At 50.2% G+C, this 16,400-nt stretch carries 18 protein-coding genes; 9 read left to right on the top strand and 9 right to left on the bottom strand.

Annotated features, from left to right (window positions below):
* Positions 1-43: 43 nt before the first annotated feature.
* The 4 genes from OH773_RS21065 to fpr all read left to right on the top strand — a co-directional run bounded on the left by OH773_RS21065 (position 44) and on the right by fpr (position 4,509).
* Complete coding sequence (locus OH773_RS21065) at positions 44-895, top strand: MIP/aquaporin family protein (protein ID WP_270141632.1); 852 nt, start codon at positions 44-46, stop codon at positions 893-895.
* Between the two features lie 21 nt (positions 896-916).
* Positions 917-2,431, top strand: a complete 1,515-nt coding sequence (gene glpK / locus OH773_RS21070) for a glycerol kinase GlpK (RefSeq protein ID WP_270141634.1) — start codon at positions 917-919, stop codon at positions 2,429-2,431.
* A gap of 97 nt (positions 2,432-2,528) precedes the next feature.
* Positions 2,529-3,539: a class II fructose-bisphosphatase gene (gene glpX, locus OH773_RS21075; protein ID WP_270141636.1), complete on the top strand. Its 1,011-nt coding sequence runs from the start codon at positions 2,529-2,531 to the stop codon at positions 3,537-3,539.
* 223 nt (positions 3,540-3,762) lie between these two features.
* On the top strand, positions 3,763-4,509 hold the full coding sequence (gene fpr / locus OH773_RS21080; protein ID WP_183272900.1) for a ferredoxin--NADP(+) reductase: 747 nt from the start codon (positions 3,763-3,765) through the stop codon (positions 4,507-4,509).
* Positions 4,510-4,511: 2 nt separating this feature from the next.
* Here fpr and OH773_RS21085 read toward each other — a convergent pair whose 3' ends face one another.
* A complete protein-coding gene (locus tag OH773_RS21085; RefSeq protein WP_270141639.1) occupies positions 4,512-4,931 on the bottom strand; it encodes a DUF805 domain-containing protein in 420 nt (139 codons plus the stop codon).
* Between the two features lie 114 nt (positions 4,932-5,045).
* On the opposite strand from OH773_RS21085, the gene OH773_RS21090 reads away from it, so the two are divergent.
* Complete coding sequence (locus tag OH773_RS21090) at positions 5,046-5,645, top strand: YiiQ family protein (protein WP_270141641.1); 600 nt, start codon at positions 5,046-5,048, stop codon at positions 5,643-5,645.
* Positions 5,646-5,754: 109 nt separating this feature from the next.
* The gene (gene tpiA / locus OH773_RS21095) at positions 5,755-6,522 is read left to right on the top strand and encodes a triose-phosphate isomerase (protein WP_034461430.1); all 768 of its coding nucleotides are present in this window, start codon (positions 5,755-5,757) and stop codon (positions 6,520-6,522) included.
* 17 nt (positions 6,523-6,539) lie between these two features.
* On the opposite strand, the gene OH773_RS21100 is transcribed toward tpiA, so the two are convergent.
* From OH773_RS21100 to cpxP, 5 genes are all read right to left on the bottom strand, one after another.
* Positions 6,540-7,325: a CDP-diacylglycerol diphosphatase gene (locus tag OH773_RS21100; protein ID WP_270141644.1), complete on the bottom strand. Its 786-nt coding sequence runs from the start codon at positions 7,323-7,325 to the stop codon at positions 6,540-6,542.
* 94 nt (positions 7,326-7,419) lie between these two features.
* Positions 7,420-8,409, bottom strand: a complete 990-nt coding sequence (locus OH773_RS21105) for a sulfate ABC transporter substrate-binding protein (protein ID WP_270141646.1) — start codon at positions 8,407-8,409, stop codon at positions 7,420-7,422.
* A 152-nt stretch (positions 8,410-8,561) separates the two neighbouring features.
* Positions 8,562-9,524 carry a 6-phosphofructokinase gene (pfkA, locus tag OH773_RS21110; protein WP_270141648.1) on the bottom strand — a complete coding sequence of 321 codons (963 nt, stop codon included), beginning with the start codon at positions 9,522-9,524 and terminating at the stop codon, positions 8,562-8,564.
* 183 nt (positions 9,525-9,707) lie between these two features.
* A complete protein-coding gene (fieF, locus tag OH773_RS21115) occupies positions 9,708-10,610 on the bottom strand; it encodes a CDF family cation-efflux transporter FieF (protein WP_270141650.1) in 903 nt (300 codons plus the stop codon).
* A 124-nt stretch (positions 10,611-10,734) separates the two neighbouring features.
* Positions 10,735-11,232 (bottom strand): cell-envelope stress modulator CpxP, encoded by a 498-nt coding sequence (cpxP, locus tag OH773_RS21120; RefSeq protein WP_270141652.1) that lies wholly within the window; start codon positions 11,230-11,232, stop codon positions 10,735-10,737.
* Positions 11,233-11,382: 150 nt separating this feature from the next.
* On the opposite strand from cpxP, the gene cpxR reads away from it, so the two are divergent.
* The 3 genes from cpxR to trmL all read left to right on the top strand — a co-directional run bounded on the left by cpxR (position 11,383) and on the right by trmL (position 14,011).
* Entirely contained in the window at positions 11,383-12,081 is a 699-nt protein-coding gene (gene cpxR / locus OH773_RS21125) for an envelope stress response regulator transcription factor CpxR (protein ID WP_034461436.1), read from the top strand.
* The gene (gene cpxA, locus OH773_RS21130; protein ID WP_270141655.1) at positions 12,078-13,448 is read left to right on the top strand and encodes an envelope stress sensor histidine kinase CpxA; all 1,371 of its coding nucleotides are present in this window, start codon (positions 12,078-12,080) and stop codon (positions 13,446-13,448) included. The genes cpxR and cpxA overlap by 4 nt, the downstream gene beginning before the upstream one ends.
* 89 nt (positions 13,449-13,537) lie before the next feature.
* Positions 13,538-14,011 (top strand): tRNA (uridine(34)/cytosine(34)/5-carboxymethylaminomethyluridine(34)-2'-O)-methyltransferase TrmL, encoded by a 474-nt coding sequence (trmL, locus tag OH773_RS21135; RefSeq protein WP_120064389.1) that lies wholly within the window; start codon positions 13,538-13,540, stop codon positions 14,009-14,011.
* Here trmL and cysE read toward each other — a convergent pair.
* From cysE to secB, 3 genes are all read right to left on the bottom strand, one after another.
* Positions 14,008-14,829: a serine O-acetyltransferase gene (gene cysE / locus OH773_RS21140; protein ID WP_183272909.1), complete on the bottom strand. Its 822-nt coding sequence runs from the start codon at positions 14,827-14,829 to the stop codon at positions 14,008-14,010. The genes trmL and cysE overlap by 4 nt on opposite strands.
* Before the next feature lie 76 nt (positions 14,830-14,905).
* The gene (gpsA, locus tag OH773_RS21145; RefSeq protein WP_270141660.1) at positions 14,906-15,925 is read right to left on the bottom strand and encodes an NAD(P)H-dependent glycerol-3-phosphate dehydrogenase; all 1,020 of its coding nucleotides are present in this window, start codon (positions 15,923-15,925) and stop codon (positions 14,906-14,908) included.
* A complete protein-coding gene (gene secB / locus OH773_RS21150; protein WP_139881178.1) occupies positions 15,925-16,392 on the bottom strand; it encodes a protein-export chaperone SecB in 468 nt (155 codons plus the stop codon). Before secB ends, gpsA begins: the two co-directional genes overlap by 1 nt.
* Between the last annotated feature and the right edge of the window lie 8 nt (positions 16,393-16,400).

Genomic DNA, 16,400 nt, shown 5'->3' on the forward strand with positions numbered 1-16,400 from the left:
CCGAACAAACAATAATCATTAATTTTGCCTTCAGGACCCTATTATGAGTCAGACAGCTCCATCAACCTTGAAAGGTCAGTGCATCGCCGAGTTCATGGGTACCGCGTTGTTGATTTTCTTCGGTGTAGGATGTGTAGCCGCCTTAAAAGTGGCAGGTGCCAGCTTTGGACAATGGGAAATTAGTGTCATCTGGGGTCTGGGGGTGGCAATGGCTATCTACATGACCGCGGGGGTTTCCGGCGCGCATCTTAATCCGGCTGTGACCATCGCATTATGGTTGTTTGCCTGTTTTGATAAACGCAAAGTCGTGCCATTTATTGTGTCGCAAGTTGCAGGTGCGTTTTGCGCAGCAGCTTTGGTTTATGGCCTGTATTACAATTTATTCCTTGATTACGAGCAGACGCATCACATGGTGCGTGGCAGCGTAGAAAGTCTGGATTTGGCGGGGATTTTCTCAACCTACCCTAATCCACACATTAATTTTCTACAGGCGTTCGCAGTAGAGATGGTGATTACCGCCATTTTGATGGCCGTTATCCTGGCACTGACGGACGATGGCAACGGCGTTCCTCGTGGCCCGTTAGCTCCACTGTTAATTGGTTTGTTGATCGCAGTAATCGGCGCATCAATGGGACCTTTGACCGGATTTGCCATGAACCCTGCGCGTGACTTTGGCCCGAAACTTTTCGCCTGGCTTGCAGGTTGGGGCGACATTGCCTTTACAGGAGGTCGTGATATCCCTTACTTCCTGGTACCGGTATTTGGCCCGATAGTTGGCGCTGCGTTAGGTGCGTTTGGTTACCGTAAGCTTATTGGTCGCCATTTACCGTGTGATGTTTGTGTGGAAGAGGAAGAGAAGTCTAACCACTCCACGCAGCAAAATGCTTCTTTGTAAGACTGACTTCAGGACAAAATTATGACCCACGAAAAAAAATACATCGTCGCACTTGATCAAGGTACCACCAGCTCTCGCGCCGTCGTCCTGGATCACGATGCCAACGTCGTCAGCGTTTCACAGCGTGAATTTCAGCAAATCTATCCAAAAGCAGGATGGGTAGAACATGACCCTATGGAAATTTGGGCAACACAAAGCTCCACGTTGGTAGAAGTCCTGGCGAAAGCAGACATCAACTCAGACCAAATTGCCGCCATTGGCATCACTAACCAGCGTGAAACCGCAATTGTCTGGGAAAAAGAAACCGGTAAGCCGATTTACAATGCCATCGTCTGGCAATGCCGCCGCACCGCAGAAATCTGCGAACAGCTGAAACGCGATGGCCTGGAAGAATACATCAAATCAACGACTGGCCTGGTGGTTGACCCGTACTTCTCTGGCACCAAAGTGAAGTGGATCCTCGACCACGTGGAAGGCTCGCGTGAGCGTGCTCGTCGTGGCGAACTGCTGTTTGGCACGGTTGATACCTGGCTTATCTGGAAAATGACTCAGGGGCGTGTGCACGTTACTGATTACACCAACGCCTCGCGTACGATGCTGTTTAATATCCACACACTTGACTGGGATGACCGCATGCTGGAAGCGCTGGATATCCCACGTGCCATGCTGCCAGAAGTACGCAAATCCTCAGAAGTGTATGGACAGACCAACATCGGTGGTAAAGGAGGTACACGTATTCCTATCGCCGGGATCGCCGGTGACCAGCAGGCTGCGTTGTTCGGCCAGCTGTGCGTCAAAGAAGGAATGGCGAAAAATACCTACGGTACCGGCTGCTTTATGTTGATGAACACCGGCACGCAGGCGGTTAAATCCACGCACGGTTTGCTGACCACTATTGCCTGTGGCCCGCGTGGCGAAGTGAATTATGCGCTGGAAGGTGCGGTATTCATGGGTGGCGCATCTATTCAGTGGCTACGCGATGAGATGAAACTTATCAGCGATGCTACAGACTCTGAGTACTTTGCCACTAAAGTCAAAGACACCAACGGTGTGTATGTCGTTCCAGCCTTTACCGGCCTGGGCGCGCCGTACTGGGACCCGTATGCCCGTGGCGCTATCTTCGGTCTGACCCGTGGCGTGAACGCCAACCATATTATCCGCGCAACGCTTGAATCCATCGCCTACCAGACACGTGATGTGCTGGAAGCGATGCAGGCCGATGCAGACATTCGTTTGCACGCTTTACGTGTTGATGGCGGTGCAGTGGCGAATAACTTCCTGATGCAATTCCAGGCGGACATTTTGGGTACCCGCGTAGAGCGCCCTGAAGTGCGCGAAGTGACTGCGTTAGGCGCTGCTTATCTGGCAGGTCTGGCGGTAGGCTTCTGGCAGAATCTGGATGAAGTCAGCGAGAAAGCGGTTATCGAGAAAGAGTTCCGTCCGGGTATTGAAACCACCGAGCGCAACGTCCGTTATGCTGGCTGGAAAAAGGCCGTTAAACGCGCACTGGCCTGGGAAGATCACGAAGAAAGCTAATCTTCATTTCCCCCTCACCCTGCCCCTCTCCTTCAAAGGAGAGGGGATCAATCTGTGCTACAATCCGTCGCAATTGGGCTTGCTAAATGAGTGTGCGATGAGACGAGAACTGGCGATTGAATTTTCCCGTGTAACCGAAGCTGCAGCGCTGGCGGGTTATAAATGGTTAGGGCGTGGCGATAAAAATATTGCGGATGGTGCCGCTGTTAACGCGATGCGTATCGTGCTCAATCAGGTCAATATTGATGGCCAGATTGTGATTGGCGAAGGGGAAATCGACGAAGCGCCCATGCTCTACATTGGCGAAAAAGTCGGTACTGGCCTTGGCGACGCGGTAGATATCGCCGTTGACCCAATCGAAGGCACCCGCATGACCGCCATGGGTCAGGCAAACGCGCTGGCAGTACTGGCCGTGGGTGATAAAGGTAGCTTCCTGAACGCTCCAGATATGTATATGGAAAAGCTGATTGTGGGCCCGGATGCTAAAGGAATCATCGACCTGAATCTGCCGCTGGCTGAAAACCTGTATAACGTCGCCGTAGCACTCAATAAACCGCTCAGCGAACTCACCGTAACCATTCTTGCTAAACCTCGCCACGATGAAGTCATTGCTGAAATGCAAAAGCTCGGGGTGCGCGTATTTGCGATTCCTGATGGTGATGTTGCGGCTTCTATTTTGACCTGCATGCCTGATAGTGAAGTCGATGTGATGTACGGTATTGGCGGCGCACCTGAAGGCGTTATTTCCGCAGCGGTTATCCGCGCTCTGGACGGTGATATGCACGGCCGCCTGTTGGCTCGCCACCACGTGAAAGGTGACAACGAAGAAAACCGTCGAATCGGTGAGCAAGAGATAGCTCGTTGTACAGCAATGGGCATTGAAGCCGGTCTGGTATTGAAGCTCGATGATATGGCGCGTAATGACAACGTTATTTTCTCGGCCACCGGTATTACCAAAGGCGATTTGCTGGAAGGGATCACGCGTAAAGGGAATATGGCGACCACTGAAACGCTGTTGATTCGTGGTAAATCTCGCACCATTCGCCGCATCAAATCGATTCACTACCTCGACCGTAAAGACCAGGACGTACAGACCCATATTCTGTAAGTCCGTCGTTTGTCTGATTGAGCTTTCCAGCTTTAACCGGCTGGAAATCTCTCACTTTTCTGGTGAAGATAGGGCAATTGAAATTTACCCTAAATAATTCGAATTTCAGGTAGGCGGCAAGGGAGCGAATCCCCAGGAGCTTACTTGAGTAAGTGACTGGGGTTTGTGAGTGCAGCCAACACCCCTGAAATTTGAAGTATAACGGGTACATAAGGAGGACATCATGGCGGAATGGGTTAAAGGTAAAGTAGTTCAGGTTCAAAACTGGACTGACGCTCTTTTTAGTCTCACAGTTCATGCGCCTGTCGCCCCTTTCACTGCGGGTCAATTTACCAAACTTGGGTTGGAAATTGATGGCGAACGCGTTCAGCGCGCCTATTCCTACGTCAATTCGCCGAGTGATCCCAACCTTGAGTTTTATCTGGTGACGGTACCTGAAGGCAAACTCAGTCCCCGCCTGCACGCACTGCAACCTGGCGATGAAATTATGCTGGTGAGCGAAGCGGCTGGATTCTTCGTGCTAGATGAAATCCCGGATTGTCAGACATTGTGGATGCTGGCAACGGGAACAGCACTCGGCCCGTATCTTTCTATTTTACAGGAAGGCAAAGGGCTCGAGCGTTTCGAAAATATCGTGTTGCTGCATGCTGTGCGCTATGCGCAGGACTTGAGTTATCTGCCGTTGATGCAGAAACTTCAGCAGCAATATGAAGGGAAATTACGCATTCAGACGGTTGTTAGCCGGGAATCTATTGCAGGGTCATTAACCGGGCGTGTGCCTGCACTTATAGAAAGCGGTGAACTTGAAGCAGCGGTTGGTCTGCCGATGAATATCGAAACCAGCCATGTGATGTTATGCGGCAATCCGCAAATGGTGCGAGATACGCAGCAGTTGCTGAAAGAGACCCGGCAGATGACCAAACATCTTCGCCGCCGGCCGGGGCATATGACTGCTGAGCACTACTGGTAAAATCAGCGGTACTTCACTTCGCTAGTGTCTTTACCAAAGCGGTTTTCACCCTGGGTGCCAACAAATGCGCCCAGGTCCATAATAATCATCACTAAAATAAGCGTCGGGATAAAACGACCCAGTCCCCACTGCGCTAACGTACCGAAAGTTTCCCAATTACCTGCAAGCAGCAGCCACGCAGGAATAAACAGCAGTGCCCACCAACCTTTCTTATTTCGGTCATGCAGACGTTTCACAATCACGGCGGCAGTCGGTATCAACGAACCCGATAAAAAGAAACCGGCGGTAGAATATGGCATGATTTCAGCACCCGCGAGGGTGAAGAGTATGATCAGCGCAATTAACCAAACGCCAATCCAAATCCAGAAATCACGGCGCCCTATACGTCCGTTAAAAGAGAACAGCCATTGCTGTATGGTCATGGTAAGGTCCATTTTATTGTTTAGCGCCGTAGTGTACCCTGGCTATGCTGGGTTTTGACAAGCCAACGGAATGCCGATTTAATCGGAAAGCAGAATTCACAGGAGAATTTGTCGATGAGACATCTGGTTGCAGCTCTGGCTTTACTGACACTACCCGTCGCGGTGGTTTGGGCTGATCCGCCTTCAGATTCCCCCTCAACGCTACAAGCCGCTCCCTATTTATTAGCAGGCGCCCCAACATTCGACATGAACATCACGCAGTTTCGGGAAAAATTCAACGCTGAAAACCCGACATTGCTCATCAATGAGTTCCGTGCCATTGACGCCAATGCTGATGAAGTAAACTTGATTCGTGCTGCCAGTAAAATTAACGAAAATCTCTACACATCTTCTGCGCTAGAGCGCGGCACGTTGAAAATAAAGTCTATCCAGATAACGTGGTTGCCGATTCAAGGACCTGAGCAAAAAGCGGCGCGGGCAAAAGCGACAGAGTATATGGCAGCGCTGATCCGCACATTTACGCCCTCGCTTTCAAAGCCGCAAAGCGTGGCTAAACTCACTAAACTCCTCAGCAATGGCAAGAACAAACGTTATTACGCACAAACTGATGGCGCTATCCGCTATGTTGTCGCAGACAACGGTGAAAAGGGGCTCACCTTCGCTGTTGAACCGATTAAGCTGACGCTATCTGAAACACTTAACAACGGCGAATAAATGACAAAAAGCAAAGCCTTTCGCCTGTTGAGTCTCTATACTGTTTCACAGACCATGCTGCCTGAAGGGCAGCGATTCTTTTATTAGTTTGACCTTGTGGAGAATTAAGATGCGACATCCTTTGGTGATGGGTAACTGGAAACTGAACGGCAGCAAGCACATGGTACACGAGCTGATTGCTGGCTTACGCAAAGAACTGGCTGGCGTTGCTGGCTGTGGCGTGGCTATCGCTCCTCCTACTATGTATCTGGATCTGGCTAAACACGCCGCATCTGGCAGCCACATCATTCTTGGTGCTCAGAACGTAGACCTGAACCTGTCTGGCGCATTCACTGGTGAAGTTTCTGCAGAAATGCTGAAAGATGTAGGTGCTAAATACATCATCATCGGTCACTCCGAGCGTCGTACTTACCACGCAGAGTCTGATGAGCTGATCGCTAAAAAATTCGCAATTCTGAAAGAAGTGGGCCTGATCCCCGTTCTTTGCATCGGTGAAACCGAAGCAGAAAACGAAGCGGGCAAAACTGAAGAAGTTTGCGCACGTCAAATCGACGCCGTTCTGAAAACTCAGGGCGCTGCGGCATTCGAAGGCGTTGTTATCGCTTACGAACCAGTATGGGCAATCGGTACTGGCAAATCAGCAACTCCAGCTCAAGCTCAGGCTGTTCACAAATTTATTCGTGACCACATTGCTAAAGCTGATGCGAAAGTGGCTGAGCAAGTCATCATCCAGTACGGCGGTTCCGTAAACGATAAAAACGCAGCAGAGCTGTTTGCTCAGCCGGATATCGACGGCGCGTTGGTTGGCGGTGCTTCTCTGAAAGCTGACGCATTTGCCGTTATCGTTAAAGCTGCGGCTGAAGCGAAAAAAGCGTAAGTTTCTGCTTTGAAATGTTAAGGCTCTGCTCCGGCAGGGCCTTTATTTTTTAGAAGCTCACAATCATGGTCTTGTAGCTGTTCAGCTGACGCCAGATTCAATTGCAATAAATTCCGCTCCGTCGCCAACACGACCCACTCCCCATCCTTTAGTTGTGCCATCGCCAGGCCGTAATGCCCCATGTTTTCCCTTACCTGCGAAACCTGGGAGGCAAGCAGGATAAAAGGACTGTACTGTGAAAACTCAGCTTCCGTCACTTTTCTTGCGATGTATTGGTTTCCCGCCAGTGTTACCGGAAATGCCTGCCATTGCGTGCTTAACGTATTCGAATACTGATTCAACTGCTCTCGAACATCCGTACGCAAACAAGAAATGTGGATATGCAGCTGATTCTGAGTGCGCCCTGTCGCAGAGTTTATCGTAAGAGAAATCACGCTATCAGGAATCGGAGATTCATGGCGCATACTCATAACGTTACGCTGTTGCCACGCCAGCCATAAGAAATTAGCGGTTTTAGACTGCAACAATTCCGGGCTTTCCATACCGCTCATTTTCGCAGTCGGTAGCAGCAGGTATTGCAGCGGGCCATTGATATCTTTTAGCAGCACATATCCCGTCTGCAAATCCACTTTGGCGCAAGGCTCAGGATTCTGATTATCACGCTGATGAGGGACGCACTGTTCGCTAACGATACGCCACAAGGCGTCTGGATGATGCAGGTATTGCCGCAGGGTTAACCCGCAAACAACCGCAACGATCAATAAGAGGATAATGAGAACAATTGTTCGGCGGCGGCGCAGCATTGAAACCTCAGGAACAATGAAGAGGGCTGCTCAGCGTAACGCAATCGTGGGGACCGCAAAAGCAAAACGGCCCTTTTCAGGGCCGTTACTACGCTTACCGCTGACTAATTTGGTCGAAGGTACCACCATTCGAGAAGTGTTCTTTCTGCGCTTTCGTCCAACCGCCAAACTCGTCATCAATCGTGAACAATTTAAGTTTTGGGAAGACGTTTTCATATTTCTTCGCCACTTCGGCATTACGTGGACGATAGTAATTTTTCGCCACAATTTCCTGCCCTTCCGGTGAATAGAGGTATTTCAGGTACTCTTCAGCCACTTTCTGAGTACCTTTCTTCTCTACCACTTTATCTACGACTGAAACAGTAGGTTCAGCAAGAATCGACTCACTTGGCGTTACGATTTCAAACTTGTCTTTGCCCAGCTCGTTGGTTGCCAGAAACGCTTCGTTTTCCCAGGCAATCAACACGTCACCGATTCCACGCTCAACAAAAGTACTGGTTGAACCACGAGCCCCAGAATCCAGCACTTCAACGTTTTTATACAACGCTTTCACAAAATCCTGTGCTTTGGCCTGGTCGTTATTGTTGTGATGCAAAGCGTAGCCCCAGGCTGCCAGATAGTTCCAGCGCGCGCCACCTGAGCTTTTTGGGTTCGGGGTGATAACAGAAACGCCCGGTTTAATCAGATCGTTCCAGTCATGAATTTGTTTTGGGTTGCCTTTGCGTACCAGGAACACGATGGTCGAGGTGTAAGGTGCGGAGTTATCCGGCAGGCGTTTGATCCAGTTTTTATCGATACGGCCACGCTCAGCAATAGCATCCACATCGTATGCCAGTGCAAGAGTCACCACATCAGCTTCAATACCGTTGATAACAGAGGTCGCTTGCTTACCGGAACCGCCATGAGACTGGCGAACCACAACGTTATCGCCAGTTTGCTGTTTCCAGTGAGCACTGAACGCCTTGTTGTACTCGTCATAAAGTTCGCGAGTGGGATCGTAAGAGACATTAAGTAACTGAATATCTTTAGCCAACACGCTGGTTGATGCCAACAGTAATGTAAGTCCAACTCCCCACTTATTCATCGTTCGCTCTCTTTAATCGGATTTGATAAAAGCAGCGTGCCAGAAAGTTAACCATTCATTAAAGAATAAAAAAAGATTGGCTATAACTATTGAGCATATAACAGACAGCAAAAAGCCGGGTTTCCCCGGCTTCAATTTTCACAATCCGCGAATTAGTACAGTTTCTTCGCGCAATCCAACCAATCACCTTTGAACGGACGCTTCATGTTTTCGATAGCGTCGATAATGTCATGGTGAACCAGTTGTTCGTTCTGAATACCGACACAACGACCGCCATAGCCCTGCAACAGCAGCTCAATGGAGTACGCACCCATACGGGAAGCGAGAATACGGTCATAAGCAACCGGAGCCCCACCGCGCTGGATGTGGCCCAGTACGGTTGCACGCGTTTCACGTTTGGTTTCAGTCTCGATGAACTGCGCCAGTTCGTGAATATCACAGATGTGTTCTGTAATCGCGACAATGGCGTGTTTTTTTCCTTTCGCAATACCGGCTTTGATTTCTTCAACCAGCTCTTCGCGCTTGAACTCGACTTCCGGCAATACGACAAACTCACAACCACCAGCGATCGACGCAGCCAGGGTCAGATCGCCACAGTAACGCCCCATCACTTCAACGATAGAAATACGCTGGTGAGAAGAAGAAGTGTCACGCAGACGGTCGATAGCTTCAACGACTGTTTCCAGTGCCGTGAAGAAACCGATAGTGTAATCGGTACCTTTGATGTCGTTATCAATCGTGCCTGGCAGGCCGATGCATGGGAAACCCATTTCGGTCAGACGTTTTGCGCCCATGTAGGAACCGTCACCACCGATAACCACCAGCGCATCAATGCCGCGTTTTTTTAAATTCTCGATAGCTACTTCGCGAATTTTCTCATCACGGAATTCCGGGAAGCGAGCTGAACCCAGGAAAGTACCGCCACGGTTGATCATATCGGACACGCTATAGCGGTCCAGATTTACCATGCGGTCTTCGTACAAACCGAGATAGCCGTCATATACGCCCGCAACTTCAAGACCTTCGCTCAATGCTGCACGGACAACACCACGAATTGCAGCGTTCATGCCTGGAGCATCACCACCACTCGTCAACACACCAATTTTTTTGATCATGACTACCTCTGAACTTTTGAATGCAAATTAATCCTGTTGCCGGAAACGGCCTGCGGCATGCCGTGGCTCGACTCTGCTACAAATAGTATAACAGCCGCTTCTTGCTGAATTGATTCAGGTCAGGCCATATGTCGGTATTTTATTCACAAAGCATCGACTCTGTCTGACTTTTACAACGAAAAATTAAAGCTCAAAATGCCCTTGCTGCTGCGTCGGCACAACCGAGCAGGGGTCCTGGTGAATAATCACATCTGATCCAGGGAAACGACGCAAGAGAGCTTGCTCCACTTGTTCAGCAATAACATGTGCTTGAACCAGTGGTAGGTTGTCTTCCATTTCGATATGAACTTGAATAAAGCGGGTCGGCCCTGACTGCCGCGTTCGTAGATCATGCGCCCCTTTAACACCCGGCCATGAATTGATGATATCAATAATTACCTGTCGCTCGTCATCGGGTAAAGCGCGATCTAAAAGAGATTGCACGGCTTCATAACCCATACGCAGTGCGCTATACAAAATATAGACACCAATACCTAAAGCAAATATCGAATCTGCGCGGTGCCAGCCATGCCAGGACAACGCTAGCGCAATCAGAATGGCTCCATTCATCATAACATCAGACTGATAATGAAGCATATCTGCTCGAACCGCCTGGCTTTGTGTTTTCCGCACGACCCAGCGTTGGAATGTCACCAGAATTAATGTGCTGACTAACGCAATGACCGTGACCACAACCCCCACTACAGGCTGTTTCATGGGTGACGGTTCAGCTAAATGCTGAATACCCGTCAAAAACAGGAACAGCGCAGAACCGGAAATAAACATACTTTGCGCCAGTGCTGCCAGCGATTCAGCTTTGCCGTGGCCAAAAGTATGTTCTTCATCTGCAGGTTGCAGCGAGTAACGCACGACAAGTAGGTTAGTCAGCGACGCAGCAATGTCCACCAGCGAATCGACCAACGCGGCCAGAATACTGACCGAACCGGTGTTCCACCAGGCGAAAATCTTTATTAAAAGTAACAGTGAGGCCATTACCGTCGCGGCAATTGCTGCACGGCTAACCAGCATCCCATATTGTTGATTCATAGGGGCTCCAGCAAATCATTGCTGGCTAGTATAGCGGATTCATGTGAACCATCAGGCAAAAAAAACCCGCCTTGGTAGGCGGGGAAGACAGGGATGGTGTCTATGGCAAGGAAAACAGGGTTTGTTACTGGTTACTACGCTTACTGCTACTACTCAGTTCCTGCAACGAAGGCATCTGTTGCAGATCCGCCAGTTCACGAAATTGATCCATGCGCTGTTGGTGTTTGTCGTTTAAAACGGCCTGCTGCTCAGGCGTTAACAAGCGGTACATTTGATTGCGTACTTTCGCCATTTCAACCTGGCGAGCCACTTGTTCTTGTGCCATTTTTTCAGCCTGGACACGCACTGCCGTTTCATCAAAATTTTCAGCGATGACCAGATTATGCATGGTCTCCATTTCGCTTACATTCACGGGTGGGCTATCATGCCGTGCCCGTTGCATTAGATCGCGCATCTGTTGGCGCTGTTGTTCGGTCAGGTTTATCCCTTCGAACATATGACTCTGAAGGTTATTACGCTTAACTAAGCCTTCACCGCCTTGATACCAGTTGTCGCTTGCCTGACTGGACAGGGTTATCAGAGTCAATGTAGAGGCCATGACGGCAGCGGTAACATTGCGCATCACTTGCTCCTGAAATCATCTGTGCTGCGATTCAACGAGAGCCAGTCTACGATTCCCGCTGCAAACTAGCGTCAGGGGGTGTAAAACAACGTAAAGTCATAGATTAGCGCGCCTTGATGACGTAATTTCTGCCTCGGAGGTAATTTAACAATGAATAAAATTCTGCTAGTTGATGATGACCGAGAGCTTACTTCCCTGTTAAAGGAACTGCTCGACATGGAAGGTTTTAACGTAATTGTTGCCCACGACGGCGAGCAAGCGTTGGAGCTTCTTGATGACACCATTGACCTTTTATTGCTCGACGTGATGATGCCAAAGAAAAACGGCATTGATACGTTAAAAGAGTTGCGCCAGTCACACCAGACTCCTGTCATTATGCTTACAGCTCGAGGAAGTGAGCTAGATCGCGTTCTCGGCCTTGAACTGGGTGCAGATGACTATCTGCCTAAACCATTCAACGATCGTGAGCTGGTGGCCCGTATACGCGCTATTTTGCGTCGTTCACACTGGAGTGAGCAGCAGCAAAACAGCGACAGCGGTTCTCCGACGGTCGAAGTTGACGGTTTAAGCCTGAATCCGGGTCGTCAGGAAGCGAGCTTTGATGGACAAGCGCTTGATTTAACCGGCACCGAATTCACCCTGCTCTATTTGCTTGCACAGCATCTGGGCCAGGTCGTTTCACGCGAACACCTAAGCCAGGAAGTTCTGGGTAAACGCCTGACACCTTTCGACCGCGCTATCGACATGCATATTTCGAACTTGCGTCGTAAGTTACCGGATCGCAAAGATGGGCATCCGTGGTTTAAAACATTACGTGGCCGCGGCTACCTGATGGTGTCTGCTTCATGATAAGTAGCCTTACCGCGCGTATTTTTGCCATCTTCTGGTTGACGCTGGCGTTAGTGCTGATGCTTGTACTGATGCTGCCGAAACTGGATTCGCGTCAAATGACCGAGCTGATGGAGAATGAGCAACGTCAAGGCATCATGATTGAACAGCATGTCGAAGCGGAACTTGAAAACGATCCACCGAACGACCTGATGTGGTGGCGTCGCTTGTTCCGGGCCATTGATAAATGGGCACCACCCGGACAACGTTTGTTACTCGTGACCAGCGAAGGGCGAGTTATTGGCGCCCAGCGCAATGAAATGCAGATTATTCGTAACTTTATCGGCCAGTCTGATAACGCCGATCATCCGCAAAAGAAAAAGTATGGCCGCGTGGAATTAGTGGGGCCATTTTCGGTACGTGATGGTGAAGATAACTACCAACTCTACCTAATTCGCCCTGCAAGTAACTCCCAATCTGATTTTATTAACCTGCTGTTTGATAGACCTTTATTGCTGCTTATTGTCACGATGCTGGTCAGTTCACCGCTGCTGCTATGGCTGGCATGGAGTCTGGCAAAACCTGCACGTAAGTTGAAAAATGCCGCCGATGAAGTGGCTCAGGGTAATTTACGTCAACATCCTGAACTCGAATCCGGGCCCCAAGAGTTTCTGGCAGCCGGAGCCAGTTTTAACCAGATGGTTACCGCGCTGGAAAGGATGATGACAACTCAACAAAGACTGTTGTCCGATATCTCTCACGAATTGCGTACTCCGCTAACCCGCTTGCAATTAGGCACAGCTTTATTGCGACGCAAAACCGGTGAAAGCAAGGAACTGGAGCGTATCGAAACGGAAGCTCAGCGTCTAGATGGGATGATCAACGACCTGCTGGTGATGTCCCGTAATCAGCAAAAAAATGCGCTGGCGAGCGAGACTATGAAAGCCAATCAAATCTGGTCCGAAGTGCTGGATAACGCAGCCTTTGAAGCAGAACAGATGGGTAAATCGCTGGAAGTGACCTACCCGCCTGGCCCATGGTTGATGTACGGCAATCCCAACTCGCTGGAAAGTGCGCTGGAAAATATTGTCCGCAACGCATTACGCTATTCACACACGAAAATTGCGGTTAACTTCTCCGTTGATAATCAAGGTATTACTATCACCGTAGATGATGATGGCCCAGGCGTTAGCCCGTCCGATCGTGAACAAATATTCCGTCCTTTCTACCGTACAGACGAAGCGCGCGATCGTGAGTCAGGCGGTACGGGTTTGGGGTTAGCGATTGTAGAAACTGCCGTTCAGCAACATCGTGGTTGGGTGAAAGCCGACGACAGTCCTCTAGGTGGATTGCGCCTGATACTGTGGTTACCGCTCTACCATCGTTAATTCTTCATCGTAAAGAACAGGTCCTTCGGGGCCTGTTTTCCTTCTGGTAATAAATTGATATTCTGCGCGCCAAGTCTTATGGGGGCAGTATGCTAAATATCGTTTTGTTTGAACCTGAAATCCCACCGAATACCGGGAATATCATCCGTCTGTGCGCCAACACTGGCTTCCGGTTACACATCATTGAACCAACAGGTTTTGGTTGGGATGACAAGCGCCTGCGCCGCGCCGGGCTGGATTATCACGAATTTGCCGCTGTGAATCGCCATAAAGACTATGACGCCTTTCTGGAAGCAGAAAATCCGCAGCGCCTGTTTGCCTTAACGACCAAAGGCACCCCAGCCCACAGCGCGGTGAGTTATCAGGATGGTGATTATCTGGTGTTTGGACCAGAAACACGTGGCCTGCCTGCAACTATTCTTGATGCATTGCCCGCTGAGCAAAAAATCCGCATCCCAATGATGCCGGACAGCCGCAGCATGAATTTATCAAACGCAGTATCGGTAGTGGTGTATGAAGCCTGGCGTCAGCTTGGTTATCCTGGCGCCGTTTTGAGAAGTTAGATCCCGTCGCCGTACTCGAAGCCATTGCTGGCTCCGTTAAAGTGCTGGTCCATATCGATGGCAGGCTTATCGCTTTCAGGCTTGCCAACAATTCGAGCTGGAACGCCTGCTGCAGTGGTATGAGGTGGCACAGGTTGTAACACCACGGAACCTGCGCCAATTTTCGCTCCGCGCCCTACTTCAATATTGCCAAGGATTTTAGCCCCAGCACCAATCATCACACCTTCACGAATCTTTGGATGGCGATCGCCGCTGGTTTTACCTGTACCGCCCAACGTGACCGACTGCAAAATTGACACATCGTTTTCGACAATCGCCGTTTCACCGATCACAATGCCGGTCGCGTGATCGAGCATGATCCCGCAACCAATTTGGGCCGCCGGATGGATATCCACCTGGAATGATACTGATACCTGGTTTTGCAGGAAAATAGCTAACGCCCGACGTCCCTCTTTCCACAGCCAATGGCCGATACGATAGGACTGCAAAGCATGAAAGCCTTTCAGGTATAACAGCGGAGTGGAATATTTATCGACTGCCGGGTCACGGGTACGCACAGCCTGAATATCACAAGCGGCTGAGGCAATCATTTGTGGTTCTGCCGCGTATGCTTCTTCGACAACCTCACGAATGGCGATAGCAGGCATAATCGGGGAAGCTAACTTATTGGCGAGCATATAGCTCAATGCACTACCGAGATTTTCGTGCTTGAGGAGAGTTGCATGATAAAAACTGGCCAACATCGGTTCACAATCGGCAAGCGCTCGTGCTTCAGCTTTAATATTGTTCCACACCAGATCCAGTTCTTCAGACGACATTGCTCTCTCCAGACAGAAAAACAGCGCCCGGCACTTAGTACCGGAACGCTTCAGTTATCGCGGTTGTGTTGTTCCATCAGTTGCTGCTTCGTTCATCCTTGCGCGTTCGACCCAGCAACGTTAATGCTGCCTCGCGAGCGTTTTTTCCGCAATACAATACCTGATAAATTTCCTCGGTTATTGGCATTTCGACGCCAAAACGCGCCGCCAATTCCCGCACTTCTTTGGTATTGCGGTAACCTTCAACCACCTGGCCGATTTTCTGCTGTGCCGAATCTACATCCGCACCCTGCCCCAGCGCCATGCCGAAGCGACGGTTACGTGATTGGTTATCCGTACATGTCAGTACCAGATCGCCCAAGCCCGCCATTCCCATGAAGGTTTCAGGATCAGCACCCAAGGCGCAACCAAGACGAGTCATCTCAGCAAGACCACGGGTAATCAACGCTGTACGTGCGTTCGCCCCGAAGCCAATGCCGTCGGACATTCCCGCACCAATCGCAATCACGTTCTTCACCGCACCGCCTAGCTGCACGCCAATGAAGTCAGGGTTGCTGTAAACACGGAAGCTTTTGCCGCAGTGCAGCAATTGCTGGAGGTCTTGAGCGAAGGTTTCATCCGTTGCCGCCAGCGCGATTGCCGTCGGCAATCCTGCAGCCAGCTCTTTGGCAAACGTCGGGCCGGAGATCACCGCTAACGGGATTTCATCGCCAAGCGCTTCACGTGCAACGTCTTGCAACAAGCGTCCGGTGTCCGCTTCCAAACCTTTTGTCGCCCAGACGATACGAGCATCTTTACGCATTAACGGTTTGATTTGACGCAGCACTTCCCCAAAAACGTGGCTCGGCACGACAACCAAAATATTACGGCTGGCAGACAGTGCTTTCGCCAAATCGCTTTCGAGGTGGAGTGTGTCAGGGAAAGGGACATCAGGAAGAAACGCCGCATTACAGCGATCGGCCTGCAATGTAGCAAGGTGTTTAGGGTCATGGCCCCACAGTACAACGTGGTGACCATTACGCGCCAGGGTGATGGCAAGAGCGGTGCCGTACGAACCGGCACCGATCACAGTCATTGAGGCATTAAGGCTATTCATCAGGCATCCTGATGGTTTTCAGCACCTTCGCCGTTTTGCTGCTGCAGGTAACTCATGAACAGTGCATCGAAGTTAACCGGTGCAAGGTTCAGCTGCGGGAAGGTACCACGAGAAACCAGGCTAGTGATTGCTTCACGTGCATAAGGGAACAGAATGTTCGGGCAGTACGCACCCAGGCAATGTGCCATCTGCGGACCTTCGATCCCACCGATGGAGAAGATACCAGCCTGCTGAACTTCACACAGGAATGCAGTGTCTTCGCCCAGTGTTGCGGTCACAGTCACACGCAACACAACTTCATAGACGTCGTCTGCCAGTTGGCTGGAAGCGGTATCAAGATCCAGCTTCACTTCTGGCTGCCAATCTTTCTGGAAAACGTGCGGCGCATTAGGTGCTTCAAAAGAAATGTCTTTGGTGTAGACACGCTGAATCTGGAAAGCCATTTCTGTGTTGTTTTGTTCTGACATTGTTAACC

The sequence above is a fragment of the Buttiauxella sp. WJP83 genome, from assembly GCF_027594725.1.
Taxonomy (GTDB): Bacteria; Pseudomonadota; Gammaproteobacteria; order Enterobacterales; family Enterobacteriaceae; genus Buttiauxella; species Buttiauxella selenatireducens.

Bases quoted from the DNA above. Each gene is read 5' to 3' on its own strand.
- OH773_RS21090 (WP_270141641.1), top strand. From the start codon at position 5,046: ATGAGACATCTGGTTGCAGCTCTGGCTTTACTGACACTACCCGTCGCG.
- glpX (WP_270141636.1), top strand. From the start codon at position 2,529: ATGAGACGAGAACTGGCGATTGAATTTTCCCGTGTAACCGAAGCTGCA.
- trmL (WP_120064389.1), top strand. From the start codon at position 13,538: ATGCTAAATATCGTTTTGTTTGAACCTGAAATCCCACCGAATACCGGG.
- OH773_RS21085 (WP_270141639.1), bottom strand. From the start codon at position 4,931: ATGACCATACAGCAATGGCTGTTCTCTTTTAACGGACGTATAGGGCGC.
- OH773_RS21100 (WP_270141644.1), bottom strand. From the start codon at position 7,325: ATGCTGCGCCGCCGCCGAACAATTGTTCTCATTATCCTCTTATTGATC.
- cysE (WP_183272909.1), bottom strand. From the start codon at position 14,829: ATGTCGTCTGAAGAACTGGATCTGGTGTGGAACAATATTAAAGCTGAA.
- gpsA (WP_270141660.1), bottom strand. From the start codon at position 15,925: ATGAATAGCCTTAATGCCTCAATGACTGTGATCGGTGCCGGTTCGTAC.
- cpxR (WP_034461436.1), top strand. From the start codon at position 11,383: ATGAATAAAATTCTGCTAGTTGATGATGACCGAGAGCTTACTTCCCTG.
- fieF (WP_270141650.1), bottom strand. From the start codon at position 10,610: ATGAATCAACAATATGGGATGCTGGTTAGCCGTGCAGCAATTGCCGCG.
- cpxP (WP_270141652.1), bottom strand. From the start codon at position 11,232: ATGCGCAATGTTACCGCTGCCGTCATGGCCTCTACATTGACTCTGATA.
- pfkA (WP_270141648.1), bottom strand. From the start codon at position 9,524: ATGATCAAAAAAATTGGTGTGTTGACGAGTGGTGGTGATGCTCCAGGC.
- glpK (WP_270141634.1), top strand. From the start codon at position 917: ATGACCCACGAAAAAAAATACATCGTCGCACTTGATCAAGGTACCACC.
- cpxA (WP_270141655.1), top strand. From the start codon at position 12,078: ATGATAAGTAGCCTTACCGCGCGTATTTTTGCCATCTTCTGGTTGACG.
- OH773_RS21065 (WP_270141632.1), top strand. From the start codon at position 44: ATGAGTCAGACAGCTCCATCAACCTTGAAAGGTCAGTGCATCGCCGAG.
- tpiA (WP_034461430.1), top strand. From the start codon at position 5,755: ATGCGACATCCTTTGGTGATGGGTAACTGGAAACTGAACGGCAGCAAG.
- secB (WP_139881178.1), bottom strand. From the start codon at position 16,392: ATGTCAGAACAAAACAACACAGAAATGGCTTTCCAGATTCAGCGTGTC.
- OH773_RS21105 (WP_270141646.1), bottom strand. From the start codon at position 8,409: ATGAATAAGTGGGGAGTTGGACTTACATTACTGTTGGCATCAACCAGC.
- fpr (WP_183272900.1), top strand. From the start codon at position 3,763: ATGGCGGAATGGGTTAAAGGTAAAGTAGTTCAGGTTCAAAACTGGACT.